This window comes from Bradyrhizobium commune, assembly GCF_015624505.1.
Classification (GTDB): Bacteria; Pseudomonadota; Alphaproteobacteria; order Rhizobiales; family Xanthobacteraceae; genus Bradyrhizobium; species Bradyrhizobium commune.
On sequence record NZ_CP061379.1, the window covers coordinates 3,539,904 to 3,556,493 of the forward strand.

The following is a 16,590-nucleotide window of genomic DNA, read 5'->3' on the forward strand; positions in this document are numbered from 1 at the left end:
GTTAGCCGTGACTGTGATGGTTCTTGTGGTGGATGACGAGCCCGACGTCGAGGCTCTGTTCCGCCAGCAATTTCGCCGCGATCTTCGTGCCCAGCGTTTCGTGATGGATTTCGCCAATTCCGCCGCGGACGCTTTGGCGCGTATTGCCGACAATCTCGGACAGTCGTTGATCCTGATCCTGTCGGACATCAACATGCCTGGCATGACCGGGCTCGAGATGCTGCCGAAGGTGAAGCAGATCCGGCCCGAGGTTCCGGTGATCATGATCACCGCCTATGGCGATGCCGACACCAAGCGCAAGGCGCTGGCCGGTGGCGCAACGGGTCTTTTGACCAAGCCGATCGACTTTGCTCTCCTGCGCGAGGAGATTGATGCGAGACTGATGTGAAGGGGCGAGGCCGCTTCGCGGCAGGGGCGACCGGTTCAATCACGTCGAAAATTAATGTCATTTTGGGTGACATTAATATTGTCGGGTCCAATATTTCATGTCACTATGATAGACATGAAATCGAGCCCGACGCCGCCCCCTCGAAAATATCGTCAGACCGGCCGTGCGGATGCGGCCGAGGAGACGGCCCGTCAGATCCTGGATGCGTTCAGCGACTGCATGCGGCGGCAATGGTTCGATGAGGTGACTCTCGAGGAGGTTGCAGAGCGCGCGGGCGTCCACGTGCGAACGGTGATCCGTCGTTTCGGTGGCAAGGAGGGGCTGCTCGAGGCCTTCGTCGAGGATTTCATTCCCTCGGTCGCCATTGACCGCGCGACACCGCTGGGCGATGTCGCGGCAGCCATCGACCGGCTCATCGATCTCTACGAGGCCTGGGGCGACAGCGTCATCCGCAACCTGGCGCAGGAGCCGCGTTATCCCGCCTTGAAACGGCTGCTTGATCTCGGTCGGGAGCGGCATCGCACGATCACGGCGGCAACCTACGCGCCCTGGCTCGATCGCCTTGCCCAGCCGGACTGGGTGACGACGCTCGACGCGCTCGTCGCCGTAACCGACGTCTACACCTGGAAACTCATGCGGCGCGACATGCAGCGCTCGCGCTCGGAGGTCGCCCGGGCCCTGCGCACGCTCGTCGAGGCCGTTCTGGCACACGCATCGTCACTCGCATCGGGAGGGAACACTTCGTCATGACCGTTCGCAAGCCGTTGAACTTCCTGTTCGTGACCGCCCATCTCGGGGGCAATGTCTCGCCGATCATGCAGGTCGTGCGCCGGCTCGTTGTGGCCGGGCACAGCGTGCGCGTCATGAGCGACGGCTTGAACCGCCGCGATGTGGAAGCTGCCGGAGCCCGGTTCAGGACCTGGCAACGTGCCCCCAGCCGTGTCGACCGCAACCGCGAAGAGGATCCGCCCGACTGGAGCGTGGACGACAAGCAGGGCATCGGCATGGTCGCCCAATTCCTTGCGGGCACGGCGCAGGCCTATGCGGAGGACACCATCGAAGAGCTGAGGCAGGAGCCGGCCGATCTCGTCGTCTGCTTCGACATGCTTCTCGGCCCCATGCTGGGCGCGGAGGCGATCGGCCAGAAGCTCGCGCTTCTCGGCACGATGATCAGCTTCTTTCCATTGCCGGGGATCGCGCCGCTTGGCTCCGGCCTTGGCATCGCGCGGACCCCGGCGGACACGGCGATCCAGGACGCGTCCCGACTGGAAATGACGGCCATCTTCGATTCCGCGCTGCCGGAATTCAACGCGGCGCGGAAAGGCTTCGGCCTGGCGCCGCTCGCGCATCTCGCGGACCAGTGCGCGGCCGCATCGGTGCATTGGCTCGGGACGGCGCAGGCCTTTGATTTCGAGCAGGCCGAGCTGCGACCCAACATGCGGTATGCCGGCCCGCTCATGGGCGACCCCGTCTGGGCCGACCGATGGTGCTCGCCTTGGAGCAAGGACGATCCCCGTCCGCTCGTGCTTGCGGGGTTCTCGACCAGCTTTCAGAATCATGCCGCCGTGCTGCAACGGGTGATCGATGCCGCGTCCTCGCTGCCGGTTCGTCTCCTGATCACGTTGGGTGGCCCGATCGAGCCGCATGAGCTGGTGCCTGCCGAGAACACGGTCGTGGTTCGCAGCGCACCGCATCTCGAAATCCTGAAAGAGGCCTCGCTGGTCGTGACGCATGGCGGGCATGGCACGGTGATGGCGGCCCTGATGCATCGCCTGCCGATGCTTATCATCCCGCATGGCCGCGACCAGGCCGACAACGCCGTGCGCGTGACCGAACGCGGCGCAGGCCTCGCGGTCTCGCGGATGGCTCCGACAGAGGAGATCCACGCCGCGCTTGGCCGTCTCCTCTCCGAGCCCGGCTTCCGGACGCGAGCCGACGCGCTCGGCACTGTCGTCGAGGCGGAGGCGCGTACGAGTACCCTGATGGCCGAGCTCGAAGCTCTGGCGCGGGGGGAGGCCTGCCCCGCCGCCAAGGCGGATCGAGCCAGTGCCATCGCCTGAACCGCAGCCAAATCTGCACGGTACGGTTCACAACCGGCCGCGCTGACGCTAGGCTCCTCAGCATTCATGCGGGGGGCGCCGGACGAGACGCCGCCATTTTCATTGGGGAAATAGGCATTGCGGCGGTGTCGGGGAGTGAGCCTGCTGCGCGTAGGCGGCAGTGGGAGCGGCAAGATAAGCCGATATCAACGAGTCGGCATGCTGCATATGTTTGCGGCGGCCTTCGGATTTGTCTGTTGCATGATGCCCGTCGCGGCGGAGGCCCAGCCGGCGTCGAAGACATATAGGCTCGGCTGGCTGCAGACCGCTCCGTCCTCAAGTCCCTTCTACCAGGATTTTCTGGATGCGCTGCACGGGCTCGGTTACGTCGAGGGAAGGAACATCGAGATCGTCGTACGCTCGGCGCAGGGCCAGCTCGACCGGCTTCCCGCGCTCGCGCGCGAACTGGTCAGTGAGCATCCGGACGCCGTGTTCACGGGTGCCGATCAAGGGCTGCGGGCCGCCAAGGACGCCACGGACAATGTCCCGATCGTCGTCGTGGTCTGCGATCCCCTGGATTCCCTGATTGCGAGCATCGCGCGACCGGGAGGAAAGGCGACGGGTCTCACCTGCATCTCCTCTGAACTCGCCGGCAAGCGCCTTCAATTGATGAAGGAGCTCATTCCTTCGCTGAATAACATCGCGGTGCTCTTCAATCCCGGTGACCACAACAAGCTGTCGGAATACCGGCAAATGCAGGACGCGGCGCAGAAGCTGGGCGTTGCGCTCGCGGCGTTCGAAGCGCGGTCCGCGGGAGAGATCGACAAGGCCTTCGCCGATATGGGAGATGGGCGTTTCCAGGCTCTCGTCATCCTTACCGACGCTCTGATGGTGATTGAGGAAAAGAGGCTAGCCGAGTTGGCGTTGAACAAGAAGCTTCCTGCCGTGTTCGGATTTCGGGAGTTTGCCGATGCCGGCGGCCTTGTGTCCTATGGCGCGAGCCTTCACGACATCTACCGCCACGCCGCCGACTATGTTGACAAGATCCTGCGCGGCGCCGACCCCGGAAGCATCCCGATCGAGCAGCCGACCCGCTTCGAGATGGTGATCAACCAGAAGACCGCCAAAGCGCTCGGCATCGCCGTGCCGCAGTCGATGCTCGCGCTGGCCGATGACGTGATCGAGTGACCAGGAGACATTCGTGAGACGGCGAACATTCCTCTCGCTCCTGAGTGCTGCATTGGCGCAACCCCTCGCGGCGGTCGCGCAGCAGCCGAGGCCGACCATCGGCTTTCTCGGCAGCGGCTTTGCCGGTGACCAGCAAAACCTCGTGGCAGCGACGCTGCAAGGCTTGAAGGAGGCCGGCTTCACGGTTGGCCAGAATGTCGCGATCGAGTTTCGCTGGGCCAACGGCCAGTATGAGCGTCTGCCTGCACTCGCGGAAGAATTGGTCAGGCTCCCCGTATCGTTGATCATCGCCGCCGGCGGCAGCGATCCCGGGCGCGCCGCCAAGGCGGCGACCTCGACCATCCCGATCGTCTTCATCACCGCGGCTGATCCGGTCAAGGCCGGGCTGGTCGCCAACCTCAATCGCGGCGACGGCAACGTCACCGGGATCAGCATGATCGGCGCGACTCTCGAAGCAAAGCGGCTGGAGTTGATGCATGAGCTCCTGCCGAATGCCTCGATCGGGGTCATGATCAACCCGGGCTATCCCGCCGCGAGGGCGCAGGCCGAGGAAGTCAGGGAGGCCGTCAACCGCCTGGCGGTCGAGGTCGCCGTGATCAACGCGAGTACCCCGGCCGAAGTGGATGCCGCTTTCGCCAAATTCGACGAGCAGAACATCGGCGCCGTGCTCGCCTGCAACGACCCGTTCTACGGGTCCGACCGGACGCATATCGCCGCGCTCGCCTTGCGTTACCGGCTGCCAACAATGTCGTTCCGCCGCGAGTTCGCCGAAGTCGGCGGCCTTGTCAGCTACGGCGCGCTGTTCGCCGACGGCTACCGCCAGACCGGCATTTATGCAGGCAAGGTGCTTGCCGGCGCCAGGCCGGCGGATCTGCCCGTGATGCAACCAACTAAATTCGAGTTGGTGATCAATCTCAGGACGGCCAAAGCAATCGGGCTTCCGATCTCCGAGACGTTTTTGCTGCGTGCGGACGAGGTGATCGAATGAGCCGGTCGCATTCGGTACGGCTTTGGAGTGAAATGCAGCGACGTGAATTTCTGGCGGCTTTACTCGTCCTTGGAAGTCAAGGCGCGCGCCGAAGAGGTGATCGAGTAGGGAGTTTCATGAGGGCCCGACCTCGCTAGGGGCACATCGCCATGATAACATCATGCTCCTGTTTTGCCCGACGAGTCAAACGTCCCGGCCCGAGACGCTCAAACCGCTCCGCGCCAAATTCCCCAATGATTTGTACTGTGCATGGGGTTGTTTTCGCGTTTTTGTTTTGAGGGCTGACTACTCCGCCGCCTTCTCCCTCAGCCGCTGCGCATAGACGTTGATGATCAGCGCCGCCAGCAGGATCAGGCCGCGGATCAGGATCTTCAGGAAGCTGTCGATGTTGACGTGGTCGAGGCCGTTGTTGAGGACGCCGAGCACGAACAGGCCGACGATGGTGTTGCCGATGCCGCCACGGCCGCCGAACAGGCTGGTGCCGCCGACCACGACGGCGGCGATGGAGTCGAGTAGATAGGTATCGAACTCGTTCTGCTGCGCACTGCCGAAATGGGCGACGCCCAGCATGCCGCCGATGCCGGAGCACACCGCCGAGATGATCATCACGCTGCCTAAGATGAGCTTGACGTTGAGCCCGGAATATTCGGCCGCCTCGCGGTTGCCGCCGACCATGTAGACGTAGCGGCCGAAGCGCGTGTAGGTCAGCACCAGATGGCCGCCGAGCAGCATGATGGCGGCGACGATGACGATCCAGGGGATGCCGCCGATCGCGCCCGAGCCGAGCGTGGTGATCAGGCTCGGCACCTTGTAGGCGATCTGGCCGCGGACCAGCATCGCCGAGATGCCGGCCGCGATCTGCATCATGGCGAGCGTCATGATGAAGGAGGGGATGCCGATCACGGTCAGCCCCAGCGCGTTGACGAGGCCGAGCGCCGCGCAGAGCAGGATGGCGAGCAGGATCGCGACCGCGCCGGGCAGCGGCACGTTGGCGATGTTGACGTAGGACTCTTGCAGCGTGAAATAGGCGACCGCGATGCCGGTGACGTTGGCGATGCCGGCGATCGAGAGGTCGATCTCGGCGCAGAGGATCACGAAGGTGAGGCCGACCGCGATGATGCCGGTCACCGACACCTGCGTCAGGATGTTGCCGAGATTGTCGATCGTCGCGAAGGAGGGGCTGGCGAGAGCGAAGAAGCCGGACAGGAAGATCAGCGTCAGGAACGGCGCGATGTTGCGCATCTGCGAGCGCAGGAAGGGGCGGAGGCCACTGGCTCCGTGCTTGGCCGCTGGGGCCGTCTCACTGCTCGCCATGGTGCTTCTCCGTCACGCCGCCTCCAGCAGGCGGTCCTTGCTCACCGGCTCGTTGACAAATTCCCGCACCAATGCGCCGCGCTTGAGCACGAGGATGCGGTCGGCCAGCGACAGCACCGTTTCCGGCTCGGTCGACAGCACGATGATCGCGAGCCCCCTGGCGCGGAGGTCGCGGACGATGTTGATGACGTCGTTCTTGGCGCCGACATCCATGCCGCGGGTCGGCTCGCACAGCACCAGCAGCTTGGGCGGATAGGTCAGCCATTTCGCCAGCGCGACCTTCTGCTGGTTGCCGCCGGAGAGCATGCCGAGATCGAGGCCGACCACCGGCGGCCTGATCTGGAGCTGCTCGACCTGGTGCTTGGCGATATCGCGCTCCTGCGCAGGCTTGAGCAGCAGCGACGAGATGCGGTCCAGAATGCTGATCGAGATGTTCTTGTAGACCGGCTCCTGGTGAAACAGCATGGCGCGCCGGCTCTCCGGCACCAGCGCGACGCCGGCGCGCCGCGCCGCTGCCGTGCTGGCGAAGGTTTTGGGCCGGCCTTCGACGATCAGTGTGCCGCCGTCCGGCTTGAGCTTACCGAACAGGATGCGCGACAGCTCCTGTTGCCCGCAGCCCATGAAGCCGTAAATGCCGAGCACCTCGCCGGCGCGGGCTTCGAACGAGACGTCCTGGAGACTGCGGGCGAGCGACAGCTGGTTGACTTTCAGCACCACTGAGCTGTCGCTCGGCCGCGGCAGCATCAGATCGTCGCTGTAGCTGTGCCCGAGCGCTTCGCCGCCGCGGCCGATCATGGCCTCGATCAGCGCGCCCTTGCTGGTCGCGGCGGCCGCGGTCTCGGCAACCTTCCGCCCGTTGCGGAACACGGTGACGGTGTCGGACACCAGCAGGATGTCCTCGATGAAATGCGAGATGAAGACGATGGCCGTGCCTTGCTCGCGCAGTAGCCTGAGCGTCGCAAACAGCCGCTCGACCTCGGGTGGGGAGAGGGCGGAGGTGGGCTCGTCCAGGATGACGATGCGCGCACCCGAGAACAGCACGCGGGCGATCTCGATCAGCTGCTGGAGCCCGATCGGGAGATCGCCGAGCCGCGACATCGGATCGACGTCGATGCCGAATCGAGACAGCTGCTCGCCGGCCTCACGCGCCATGCGCCGCCACTGCACAAGGCCGAGCCGGTTGGTCGGCTGGTTGCCGAGGAAGACGTTCTCGGCGACCGTGAGATCGGGCGCGACCGAGAGCTCCTGATGCACCATGGCGATGCCGGCCGCGTGTGCGTCGCGCGCCGAGCGGAAATGGGTCTCCTGGCCGTCGAGCAGGAAGCGGCCGGAGAATTCGGTGTGCACGCCGGCGATGATCTTCATCAGCGTGCTTTTGCCGGCGCCGTTCTCGCCGACGAGACCATGGATCTCGCCGGGAGAGAGCGCGAAGTCGACACCACGAAGCGCTTCGACGCCGCCGAAGCTCTTCGTGATGCCCTCAAGTTCCAGGATGGGCCGTGGTCCCGCAGACATGGAAACTCAGATCAGGAAGTGATCCTGCATCCATTGCATGCCGGCGGCATTGGCCTTGGTCACGACGGGGCCGTCGGTGACGACGTTTTTCGGAATGCCCTGTCCGCTCTTCTCGCCGCCTGCGACCGCAGCCACGCCCGCGACGATCGCGCCGCCGTGGATGCGGCAGGACGGATTGCGGACGGTTGCGAACATGCGGCCCTCGCTCACCGCCTGGATCGCCGGCGGCATGGCGTCGACGCCGCCGATCAGGATGTTGGTGCGGTTGTGGGCCTTCATGATGTTGGCGGCGGCGAGCGCCATGTCGTCATTGTGGAAGAACGCCGCGTCGATCTGCGGGTACTTCGTGAGATAGGTTTCCCAGAGCCGTGCGGTCTTGGAGACGTCCCAATCGGCGGGTTGAGTATCCAGCACCTCGATTGCCGGAAATTGCTTGACGACGTTGTTGAAACCCTTGGCGCGGCCCTGTGCGCCGGTATGGCCGAGCGCGCCTTGGGTCATGATGATCTTGCCCTTGCCGCCCATGGCGTTGCACAGCGCCTGCGTCACCGAGGCGCCCATGAACTCGTTGTCGGGGGCGAGGAAGGAGTGGACGTTGATCTGATCGAGGGGCGCAATCAGCGTATCCATATCGATCACCGGCGTGCCGGCGTCGATCATCTTCTGTACCGGCTGGGTGAGGGTGCCGATGCCGAAAGCCTGGATCGCGACGAAATCCCATTTCTGCGAGGCCATGTTGTCGATCGCGGCGCGCTGCTTCACGGCATCGAGCTGGCCGTCGAACCAGGTCACCTCGACGTTGAACAGCTTGCCCCAGAATTCCGCCGCCTGCTTGCCCTGCGCGCACCAGGTGGCCTGGAGGCCCGCATTGGAGAACGCCGCCTTCAGCGGCTTCTCGCTGCGTCCGACTTCGGCCGCCAGCGCGGGGTTTATGCCCATGCTGCCGAGGATGGCAGTAGCGGCGCCGGCGGTCGCTGCCGCCTGAAGAAGATCGCGCCTCGTCGTCGAGAAATCTTTCGTCCCGGACATCGCTCGCTCCCATGTATTTTTCGTCGGCGCGTCATTGATTGCGCGACCGATGTCCGAAAGTCTGTCACAATCGAAGAGTTCACGCCACTCAATCTGCAATCGTAACGTTGGTGCAGCGCAAAGCTGCTACGCTGCGATGCCGGCGAAAGCGTCGATCTCAGCGAGCAGCTGGTCCCATGCACGCGCAATCTCCGGCGACCATTCGTCGCCGATGAGCTCGCGCAGCGTATCCCTGATCACCACGAAGAAGGCGATGAACAGCTCGCGCGGCGTGCCATAGGCATCATGCGAGGCGACTTCGCAGGCGATCATCCGGAAATGCCCGCTGCGCTCGCCCGCGAAATCGAGGATCGCCTCGATCGTCAGCGCAAGCATCGACCCCTTCACGAGTTCTGAACCTTGCGAGCGGAACATCGTCTGCGTTTCGGGATGCTCGCGGAACAGACGCTGGTAGACCAGCGGCGTGAGATCGGCGCAGCGCTGTGCTGCGAGCTCAAAACTCTGCTCGATCGGATTGGGGGAAGCGTTCATCGGTGCTTCAGCCACGCAGACAAAAAAAGAGCGGGGCCCTAGCCCCGCTCAAACATTGTGTCGACCCTATTATCCCCGATTCTAAGATTTGATCTTGATTGGCGGGGCGACGCTGCGTTTTGCGCGCCAGGGGCTCCTCCCGAGACTTGGACCACCAGACTTCGACCTTGCGGCCAGCCTGAGCAAGAGAGATGCTAGATCAACTTTTCTCACTTGTCATCATTTTCGGCAACGATTGTTCAAAATTCGAGCAGTTAACGCAATGATCGGGCTGCTGCCCCCGTAAGTACATGACAAGTATAAGATATCTGTGGATATGGGGAACGCGGCCGCTGCCTCAAATGCTGGATTCCTGGCTCCAGGCGGGGCCGGTCGAGCACAGTTTCCCGAAAACTTTCACCAAGACGACCAAGCCGTTGAAGCGACCTCGACTCGGCGCTGGTGCGGTGTTTAGTTAGCAGACGAACGAATGGTTCGGCGGATGCGCGCTCGGCTGCAAAAATTCCTACCCGTGGTCCTGCTCGCGCTGGTGATGCAGGTGCTGGCGCCGATTGCCGCCTGCTGGGCGGCCGGTCAGGCCGTTGCCGATCCGTTGTCGGCCGCCGTCATCTGCCACAGTGTGAGCGAGCAGGGCAGCCCAAACGACCAGGACACACCGACAGCACATGCGGGCGCGTGTGCGCTGTGTTGCCTGGTGCAGGCCAGCGCGTCGCTCGATTCGCCGCCGCAGGTGACGCTCTCCATTCCGTTCCGCCATGCCGAGCGCGTGGCGTGGCATCAGGCGGATGCGTCCGTCGTCGCGGTCCATAAGGGCTCGGGCGCCCAGGCGCGCGGGCCTCCCCAGTTTTCCTGACGACCCTCGGTGTCGCCGCGGTCTGTCCGCCGGCGACTGATGTTGTCAATTGGCTGGCGATGGCTGCCGGCGTCAGGAATGCCCCATGTTATCTCGTCATGCCCGCTGCGGCGTGAGTGTCGTTGCCGTTCAGGCAGCGCTGCTCGCTTCGTCGAGCGGCGTTTTTGCGCAGAGCAGCCAAAGAGAGCTGCCGGCCGTGACCGTCGATTCACCCACAACGGTGAAGCTCAAGCCTCGCAGGCCTGTGGCTCAGGCAGCTGGCGCCAGGAGATCGTCGGCAAAGCCGGTGGCCGAGCGGGCCGCCTCATCAGCCGCCACCAATGATCATGGCGCGGGCAACGCCCGCGCGTCGCTGGATCCTCCGGCGGTCGTGGCGCGCTATCAATTGCCGCAGCGATCCTTCAGCATCACGGCGAAGGAGGCCGATGAGACCATCAATCTCAAGGATCCCGAGGACGCCGTTAAATTTATGCCGAGCCTGTTCGTGCGAAAGCGCAACGACGGCGATAACCAGGCCGTGCTCGCGACGCGAAGCTGGGGCCTCAATTCCAGTGCGCGCACGCTCATCTATTACGACGACCTCCTGATTTCGGCGCTGATCGGCAACAACAACTCCGGCGCCTCGCCGAAGTGGAATCTGATCTCGCCCGAGGCGATCGGGCGGGTGGACTTTCTCAATGGTCCGTTTGCGGCCGCCTATCCCGGCAATTCGATTGGCGGCGTCCTCCTGATCACGTCAAAAATGCCGGACAAGCCGTTTGCGGCCGCCAAGGAAACGGTCTCGGTGATGCCGTGGAATCAATACGGCACCAGGGACACCTACGTGACCAGCCAGACCAGCGCGGCCGCTGGCAACCGCGACGGCAAGTTGTCGTGGCTCGTCAGCGCCAACTATCTCGATAGTTTTCAGCAGCCGTTGACGTATGTGACGAATGGCTCTGTTCCGGGGGGCACGACGGGGACCTTTATCGCGTCCAATCGGACAGGTGGGGTTGCGGATGTCGTTGGCGCGGGCGCCTTGGCGCACTCCCAGCAGACCTCTGGCAACATTCGTCTTGCCTACGATATCACCCCGCTGGTTCAGGCGACCTATTCATTCGGTGTCTGGAATAATCACCAGACGTCGGATCCACAGACCTATCTGAAATCCACGGTAACCGGCTTGCCGACATTCGGAGGCGTGACCGGCTTTGCCAGCAATAAGTACACCTGGGATCAGCTGAACGTAAGCAACGCCGTCTCGCTCAAAAGCAACACCAAGGGCATCTTCGACTTTGATCTCGCGGTCTCGAGCTACAATTATCTCCAGGACACCCTTCTCAACCCGTATACCATCGCACCGGGGCCGGGCGTCGGTTATTCGCTGAACGGCAAGGTGACGCGGATGGACGGCACCAACTGGCAGAATGCCGACGCCAAGGGCATCTGGCGTCCCTTCGGCATAGATGGTCCGCACGAAATCAGTTTTGGCGTTCACGGTGATCGCTACCGGCTTGAAAACCCCGTCTACGGATCGACGATTTGGTACAATGCCCCCTCGACCGGAAATGGTCAGCTCTATTCGACCGGTGTCGGTGAGACGCGAACCGAAGCCTTGTGGCTGCAAGATGCCTGGAGGATCACACCGAACGTCAAGTTGACCCTCGGCGGGCGATTGGAGAACTGGCAGGCGCTTGATGGTTTCAATGTCAACTCGACCGTCGCAACAGGTACAGGCACCGCTGCCGTTCCAGTACCGGTCGTGACGCTTCAGCCGACCACTCAACCGAACCTCAACTCCACCAATTTCTCGCCCAAGGTTTCGCTTTCATATGATCCCAACAAGGATTGGAATATCACCGGAAACTTTGGCGAAGCCTATCGCTATCCCACCGTCACCGAGCTTTATCAAAACATCTCCGTCAGCAACATTACCTACCTCGCCAATCCGCGACTTTCGCCTGAGCAGGATTTCACCGGCGAACTCAATCTCGAGCGGCATTGGCAAGACGGCCGGGCAAGGCTCACCGTCTTCGCTGAGCGCACGAATAACGCGCTGATATCGCAAACCACGACGGTGCAGGACATAAGTGGAGGGCAGTCGTTCCAGTCAGCGGTCAGCAACGTGGCCGCCATTCGCATGCGGGGCATGGAGCTGTCCGCCGAAGAGGACAACGTGCTCATCAGCGGTCTGCAACCGTTCGGCAGCGTGACTTACGTCGATTCAAGAATCATTTCGGACCCGGCCTGGAAGGGTGCCACGACAGTTGTGGGAAAACGCGTGCCGAATGTGCCCGAGTGGCGCGCCAAATTCGGCGTAAGCTACCGTCCGGACGACAATTGGGTCTATACGGTCGCGGCGCGCTACACTGGCAAGCAGTACGCAACTCTCGATAATACCGACGTCGTCCAGCACGTGTATCAGGCGTTCGATCCTTTCTTCGTCGTGGACATGAAAATCCACTATAACGCGACGAAGAATCTCGCGTTCGACTTCGGCATCGATAATCTCTTCAACGAGCAGTATTTCCTGTTCCATCCGTTCCCGGGACGAACTTTCGTTCTCGCCGGCAAGTACACGTTCTGACGGATGGGACAAATTCAACGGCGACAAGAAAGGCAATCGACATGAACAAGCTCTCACGCATCTTCGCGCTCGCTGCGCTCTCTACCGCAGTCATCGCCGCGCCTGCGCGCGCCGGGGACGTCAAGGCCGGTGACCTCGTCATCACCCAGGCCTGGAGCCGGGCGACGCCGGGCGGCGCCAAGGTCGCCGGCGGCTTTCTCACCATCGAGAACAAAGGGACCGCACCCGACAAGCTCGTTGCCGTCTCGGCGGAGATCGCCGGCAAGGCCGAGGTCCACGAGATGGCGACGGACAATGGCGTGATGAAGATGCGTCCGCTGGACAAGGGCCTCATCATCGAGCCCGGCAAGACCGTGAAGCTCGCCCCTGGCGGCTATCATCTGATGCTCCAGGACCTGAAGGGTGCGTTCAAGGAGGGTGACAAGGTGCCGGTCACGCTCGAGTTCGAGAGGGCCGGAAAGGTTGCCGTGTCCCTCGACGTTCAAGGCGTTGGCGCCCAGGCGCCCGGCGGCGGAGGAGGCATGATGAAGAAGATGCCCGATCATTCGGGAATGAAAATGTGACGCGCGCGATCTAGCTCCCCGGGAGACGAACATGTCGAAGACGTCCTGGTTAATCCTGTTGGCCGCGCTCGGCACATCGCCTGCGGCGGCGCATGTCTATCTCGACGGCAAGCAGGCCACGGTCGGTGCGTCCTACAAGGCCGTCTTCGCCGTGCCGCACGGTTGTTCGGGCTCGCCGACGGTCAAGATCCGTGTGCAGATTCCCGAAGGTGTCATCGCTGTGAAGCCTATGCCGAAGGCCGGCTGGAACGTCGATGTCGTCGAGGGTAATTATGCCGCCGAGTACGACTATCACGGCAACAAGCTGACTTCGGGCGCGAAAGAGGTGGTCTGGTCCGGCGGCAAGCTGCCGGACCACAATTACGACGAGTTCGTCTTGAGCTCCTTTCTCACCGACAGCCTGAAGCCAAACACCACGTTGTATTTCCCAGTCGTGCAGGAATGCGAGAAGGGCGTCAGCCGCTGGATCGAAATCCCGGCGGAAGGGGCCGAGCACTCGCATGAGGACAAGTCGCCGGCGCCTGGCGTGAAGCTCTTGCCCAAGCCGTAATGCGCCGTCTTGCTGCGCTCGTGACGCTGCTTCTGTTCGCCGGCACTCCAGCCGGCGCGTTCGCGCATGCGGCATTGATCTCGGTCGAGCCGGCGAGCGGCAGCATCCTGACGAGCGCGCCGAAGGCGGTCGAACTGCGCTTCAACGAGGCCGTGACGCGAGGTGCGATCCAGCTGATCGATGGAACAGGGAAGGCGCGTGGCGATGCTCGCGTCATCACATCGGGCGAGAGCATTTCGGTCACGATGCCGGCCGACCTGCCGCAGGGGACGGCGGTCGTGAGCTACCGCGTGATCTCGCAGGATGGCCATCCCGTGGCAGGATCGGTGATCTTTTCCGTGGGCGGGCCGACGGCGACACAACCGCCCGCCAATGTCGACGGTCGCTTGAACGCCCTGATTTGGCTCGCGCAGGTCGGTCTCTATCTAGGGCTTTTTGTCGGCGTCGGCGGTGTGTTCTTTGGGCGCTGGATTGCGTGGTCGATGACCGGCATGACCGTGCCGCGCGTTGCGCTGATGGTTGGTATTCCCAGTGCCGCCGTCGCCATTGGCGTGCTGGGCCTCGACCTCCTCGGTCTGCCGCCGGCAGCGCTTATGACGGCTGCGCCGTGGACAATCGCGTTCGCGACCAGCGCCGGTCCCGCCTTGCTCGTCGCCGTCACGGCGATGCTGCTCGCGCTGATGGCGCTCGATCGCGCGTGGTACGCGCGTGCTCTTGCCGCCATTGCATTCGCCGGCGTCGGCTTGTCGCTCGCCATGACCGGGCACGCCGCGACTGCGCCGCCCGAGGTGCTGACGCGGCCGGCGGTCTTCCTCCATGGTCTCGGTGTCGCCTTCTGGATCGGCGCTTTGGCCCCTCTGATGGTGCTGGTGTCGAGGCCAACGGCGGCGACACTGCCCCTCCTGAATCGCTTCTCGCATATTGCCATGCCGGTCGTTGCAATGCTGGCGCTGACTGGCCTTACACTTGCGGTGATCCAGCTCGAAAGTCTTTCGGCGCTGATCGAGACCCGCTACGGCGTCATCCTCACGATCAAACTGGCGCTGGTGTTGTCCCTGCTGGCGCTCGCCGCGCTCAACCGTTTCCGTCTGACACCGGCACTGGCGAAAGGGCACAAGGCTGCACCCGCGCTCAAACGCTCAATCCTGGTCGAATGCGCCGCCGCCCTGGGCATCCTCGCCGTCGTCGCCGGCTGGCGCTTTACGCCGCCGCCGCGGACCATCGTTCCGGACACCCCGCTGGCGATCCACATCCACAGCGACAAGGCGATGTTCCAGGTGCTGGTGTCGCCCGGCAAGTCGGGCATCGACGATTTCGTGCTCCAGCTGATGACCGGGGAGGCGACGCCGCTGAAGGCCAAGGAGGCGACGTTGACGCTGAGCCTGCCGGAGCGCGGCATCGAGCCGATCGAGCGCGACGCCGAGCTGGGGCCCGACGGCTATTGGCATGTGCGCAAGGTCGAATTGCCCTTCGCCGGCCGCTGGCATGTGCGGATCGACGCGCTGGTGACCGATTTCGAGAAGGTCACACTCGAGGACGAGCTCGAGGTCCAGCCGCCTTGAGACGAGGCGGTTCAAGTCGAACCTGAAGTCAACGGAAAAATGACAGGAATTCCGCCGTGTTAGCGGCTTTTCCTCATTCCCGGTCTTGTGTTTTCGTTCCCAATCCGGTTTCACTGCAACCCCTTACCGATTCTCCGAGTATTGCCATGCGGTTGTCGCGGTTCTTTCTGCCCATCCTGAAGGAAAATCCGAAAGAGGCGGAGATTGTCTCGCATCGGCTGATGCTGCGCGCCGGCATGATCCGGCAGGAGGCGGCCGGCATCTATGCCTGGCTGCCGCTCGGCTTCCGCGTGCTGAAGAAGATCGAGCAGATCGTGCGCGAGGAGCAGGACCGTTCCGGCGCGCTGGAACTGCTGATGCCGACGCTGCAGCTCGCCGATCTCTGGCGCGAGAGTGGCCGCTACGACGCCTACGGCCCGGAGATGCTGCGGATCGCCGACCGCCACAAGCGCGAGCTGCTATACGGGCCGACCAACGAGGAAATGATCACCGAGATCTTCCGCGCCTACGTCAAGTCCTACAAGAACCTGCCGCTCAATCTCTATCACATCCAATGGAAATTCCGCGACGAGCAGCGTCCGCGCTTCGGCGTGATGCGCGGGCGCGAATTCCTGATGAAGGACGCCTATTCCTTCGACCTCAACGAAACGTCGGCGCGCGTCGCCTACAACAAGATGTTCGTCGCCTATTTGCGCACCTTCGCGCGGATGGGGCTGAAGGCGATCCCGATGCGCGCCGAGACAGGCCCGATCGGCGGCGATCTCAGCCACGAGTTCATCGTGCTCGCAGAGACCGGCGAATCCGGAGTGTTCATCAATCGCGACGTGCTGGACCTGCCGGTGCCGGACGAGAACGTCGACTATGAGGGCGACCTGGCGCCGATCATCAAGCAGTGGACCTCGGTCTACGCGGCGACCGAAGACGTGCACGACGCCGCGCGGTTCGAACAGGAAGTGCCCGCCGACAAGCGGGTGAACACCCGTGGCATCGAGGTCGGTCAGATCTTCTATTTCGGAACCAAATATTCCGAGCCGATGAAGGCGATGGTGGCGGGCCCCGACGGCGTCGACGTGCCGATCCATGGCGGCTCCTACGGCGTCGGCGTCTCGCGCCTGCTCGGTGCCATCATCGAGGCCTGCCATGACGATGCCGGCATCAAATGGCCGGAAGCGGTCGCCCCGTTCCGCGCCGTGGTGCTGAACTTGAAGCAGGGCGATACCGCGGTCGATGCGGCCTGCGAGAAGCTCTATGCGGAACTGTCGGCCAAGGGCGTCGACGTGCTCTACGATGACACCGACCAGCGCGCCGGCGCCAAATTCGCCGCCGCCGACCTGATCGGCATCCCCTGGCAGATCATGATCGGGCCGAAGGGGCTCGCCGACGGCAAGGTCGAGCTGAAGCGGCGCGCCGACGGCTCACGCGAGAATCTGTCGCCGGCGGACGTGGTCGCCCGGCTGGTCGGTTGAATATTGTTCATCGTTCGATCGCGGCCGCCAATGCGGCC

Annotated in this window: 15 protein-coding genes; 11 read left to right on the forward strand and 4 right to left on the reverse strand. The window is 63.4% G+C overall.

Features of this window, described 5'->3' with window-relative positions:
- The first annotated feature begins 7 nt into the window (after positions 1-7).
- The 5 genes from IC761_RS16665 (at position 8) to IC761_RS16685 (ending at position 4,603) form a co-directional block, all read left to right on the forward strand.
- Positions 8-388 (forward strand): response regulator, encoded by a 381-nt coding sequence (locus IC761_RS16665; protein ID WP_195804264.1) that lies wholly within the window; start codon positions 8-10, stop codon positions 386-388.
- 114 nt (positions 389-502) lie between these two features.
- A complete protein-coding gene (locus IC761_RS16670; protein ID WP_195804265.1) occupies positions 503-1,138 on the forward strand; it encodes a TetR/AcrR family transcriptional regulator in 636 nt (211 codons plus the stop codon).
- A complete protein-coding gene (locus tag IC761_RS16675; RefSeq protein WP_195804266.1) occupies positions 1,135-2,448 on the forward strand; it encodes a nucleotide disphospho-sugar-binding domain-containing protein in 1,314 nt (437 codons plus the stop codon). Before IC761_RS16670 ends, IC761_RS16675 begins: the two co-directional genes overlap by 4 nt.
- Before the next feature lie 135 nt (positions 2,449-2,583).
- On the forward strand, positions 2,584-3,615 hold the full coding sequence (locus IC761_RS16680; protein WP_195804267.1) for an ABC transporter substrate-binding protein: 1,032 nt from the start codon (positions 2,584-2,586) through the stop codon (positions 3,613-3,615).
- A gap of 13 nt (positions 3,616-3,628) precedes the next feature.
- Positions 3,629-4,603 carry an ABC transporter substrate-binding protein gene (locus IC761_RS16685; protein WP_195804268.1) on the forward strand — a complete coding sequence of 325 codons (975 nt, stop codon included), beginning with the start codon at positions 3,629-3,631 and terminating at the stop codon, positions 4,601-4,603.
- Between the two features lie 285 nt (positions 4,604-4,888).
- On the opposite strand, the gene IC761_RS16690 is transcribed toward IC761_RS16685, so the two are convergent.
- The 4 genes from IC761_RS16690 to IC761_RS16705 all read right to left on the reverse strand — a co-directional run bounded on the left by IC761_RS16690 (position 4,889) and on the right by IC761_RS16705 (position 8,992).
- A complete protein-coding gene (locus tag IC761_RS16690) occupies positions 4,889-5,917 on the reverse strand; it encodes an ABC transporter permease (protein ID WP_195804269.1) in 1,029 nt (342 codons plus the stop codon).
- Positions 5,918-5,929: 12 nt separating this feature from the next.
- The gene (locus tag IC761_RS16695; RefSeq protein ID WP_195804270.1) at positions 5,930-7,432 is read right to left on the reverse strand and encodes a sugar ABC transporter ATP-binding protein; all 1,503 of its coding nucleotides are present in this window, start codon (positions 7,430-7,432) and stop codon (positions 5,930-5,932) included.
- Positions 7,433-7,438: 6 nt separating this feature from the next.
- Complete coding sequence (locus tag IC761_RS16700) at positions 7,439-8,461, reverse strand: sugar ABC transporter substrate-binding protein (RefSeq protein WP_195804271.1); 1,023 nt, start codon at positions 8,459-8,461, stop codon at positions 7,439-7,441.
- A 126-nt stretch (positions 8,462-8,587) separates the two neighbouring features.
- Positions 8,588-8,992 (reverse strand): globin, encoded by a 405-nt coding sequence (locus tag IC761_RS16705; protein ID WP_195804272.1) that lies wholly within the window; start codon positions 8,990-8,992, stop codon positions 8,588-8,590.
- Positions 8,993-9,473: 481 nt separating this feature from the next.
- On the opposite strand from IC761_RS16705, the gene IC761_RS16710 reads away from it, so the two are divergent.
- The 6 genes from IC761_RS16710 (at position 9,474) to proS (ending at position 16,552) form a co-directional block, all read left to right on the forward strand.
- On the forward strand, positions 9,474-9,845 hold the full coding sequence (locus IC761_RS16710; protein WP_246791534.1) for a DUF2946 family protein: 372 nt from the start codon (positions 9,474-9,476) through the stop codon (positions 9,843-9,845).
- 85 nt (positions 9,846-9,930) lie between these two features.
- Positions 9,931-12,411 carry a TonB-dependent receptor gene (locus tag IC761_RS16715; RefSeq protein WP_195804274.1) on the forward strand — a complete coding sequence of 827 codons (2,481 nt, stop codon included), beginning with the start codon at positions 9,931-9,933 and terminating at the stop codon, positions 12,409-12,411.
- A 41-nt stretch (positions 12,412-12,452) separates the two neighbouring features.
- On the forward strand, positions 12,453-12,974 hold the full coding sequence (locus tag IC761_RS16720; protein ID WP_195804275.1) for a copper chaperone PCu(A)C: 522 nt from the start codon (positions 12,453-12,455) through the stop codon (positions 12,972-12,974).
- A 31-nt stretch (positions 12,975-13,005) separates the two neighbouring features.
- Positions 13,006-13,524, forward strand: a complete 519-nt coding sequence (locus tag IC761_RS16725) for a YcnI family copper-binding membrane protein (protein ID WP_195804276.1) — start codon at positions 13,006-13,008, stop codon at positions 13,522-13,524.
- Positions 13,524-15,086, forward strand: coding sequence for a copper resistance CopC/CopD family protein (locus IC761_RS16730; RefSeq protein WP_195804277.1), 1,563 nt, complete (start codon positions 13,524-13,526; stop codon positions 15,084-15,086). Before IC761_RS16725 ends, IC761_RS16730 begins: the two co-directional genes overlap by 1 nt.
- 146 nt (positions 15,087-15,232) lie before the next feature.
- Complete coding sequence (gene proS, locus IC761_RS16735) at positions 15,233-16,552, forward strand: proline--tRNA ligase (protein WP_195804278.1); 1,320 nt, start codon at positions 15,233-15,235, stop codon at positions 16,550-16,552.
- Positions 16,553-16,590 lie beyond the last annotated feature (38 nt).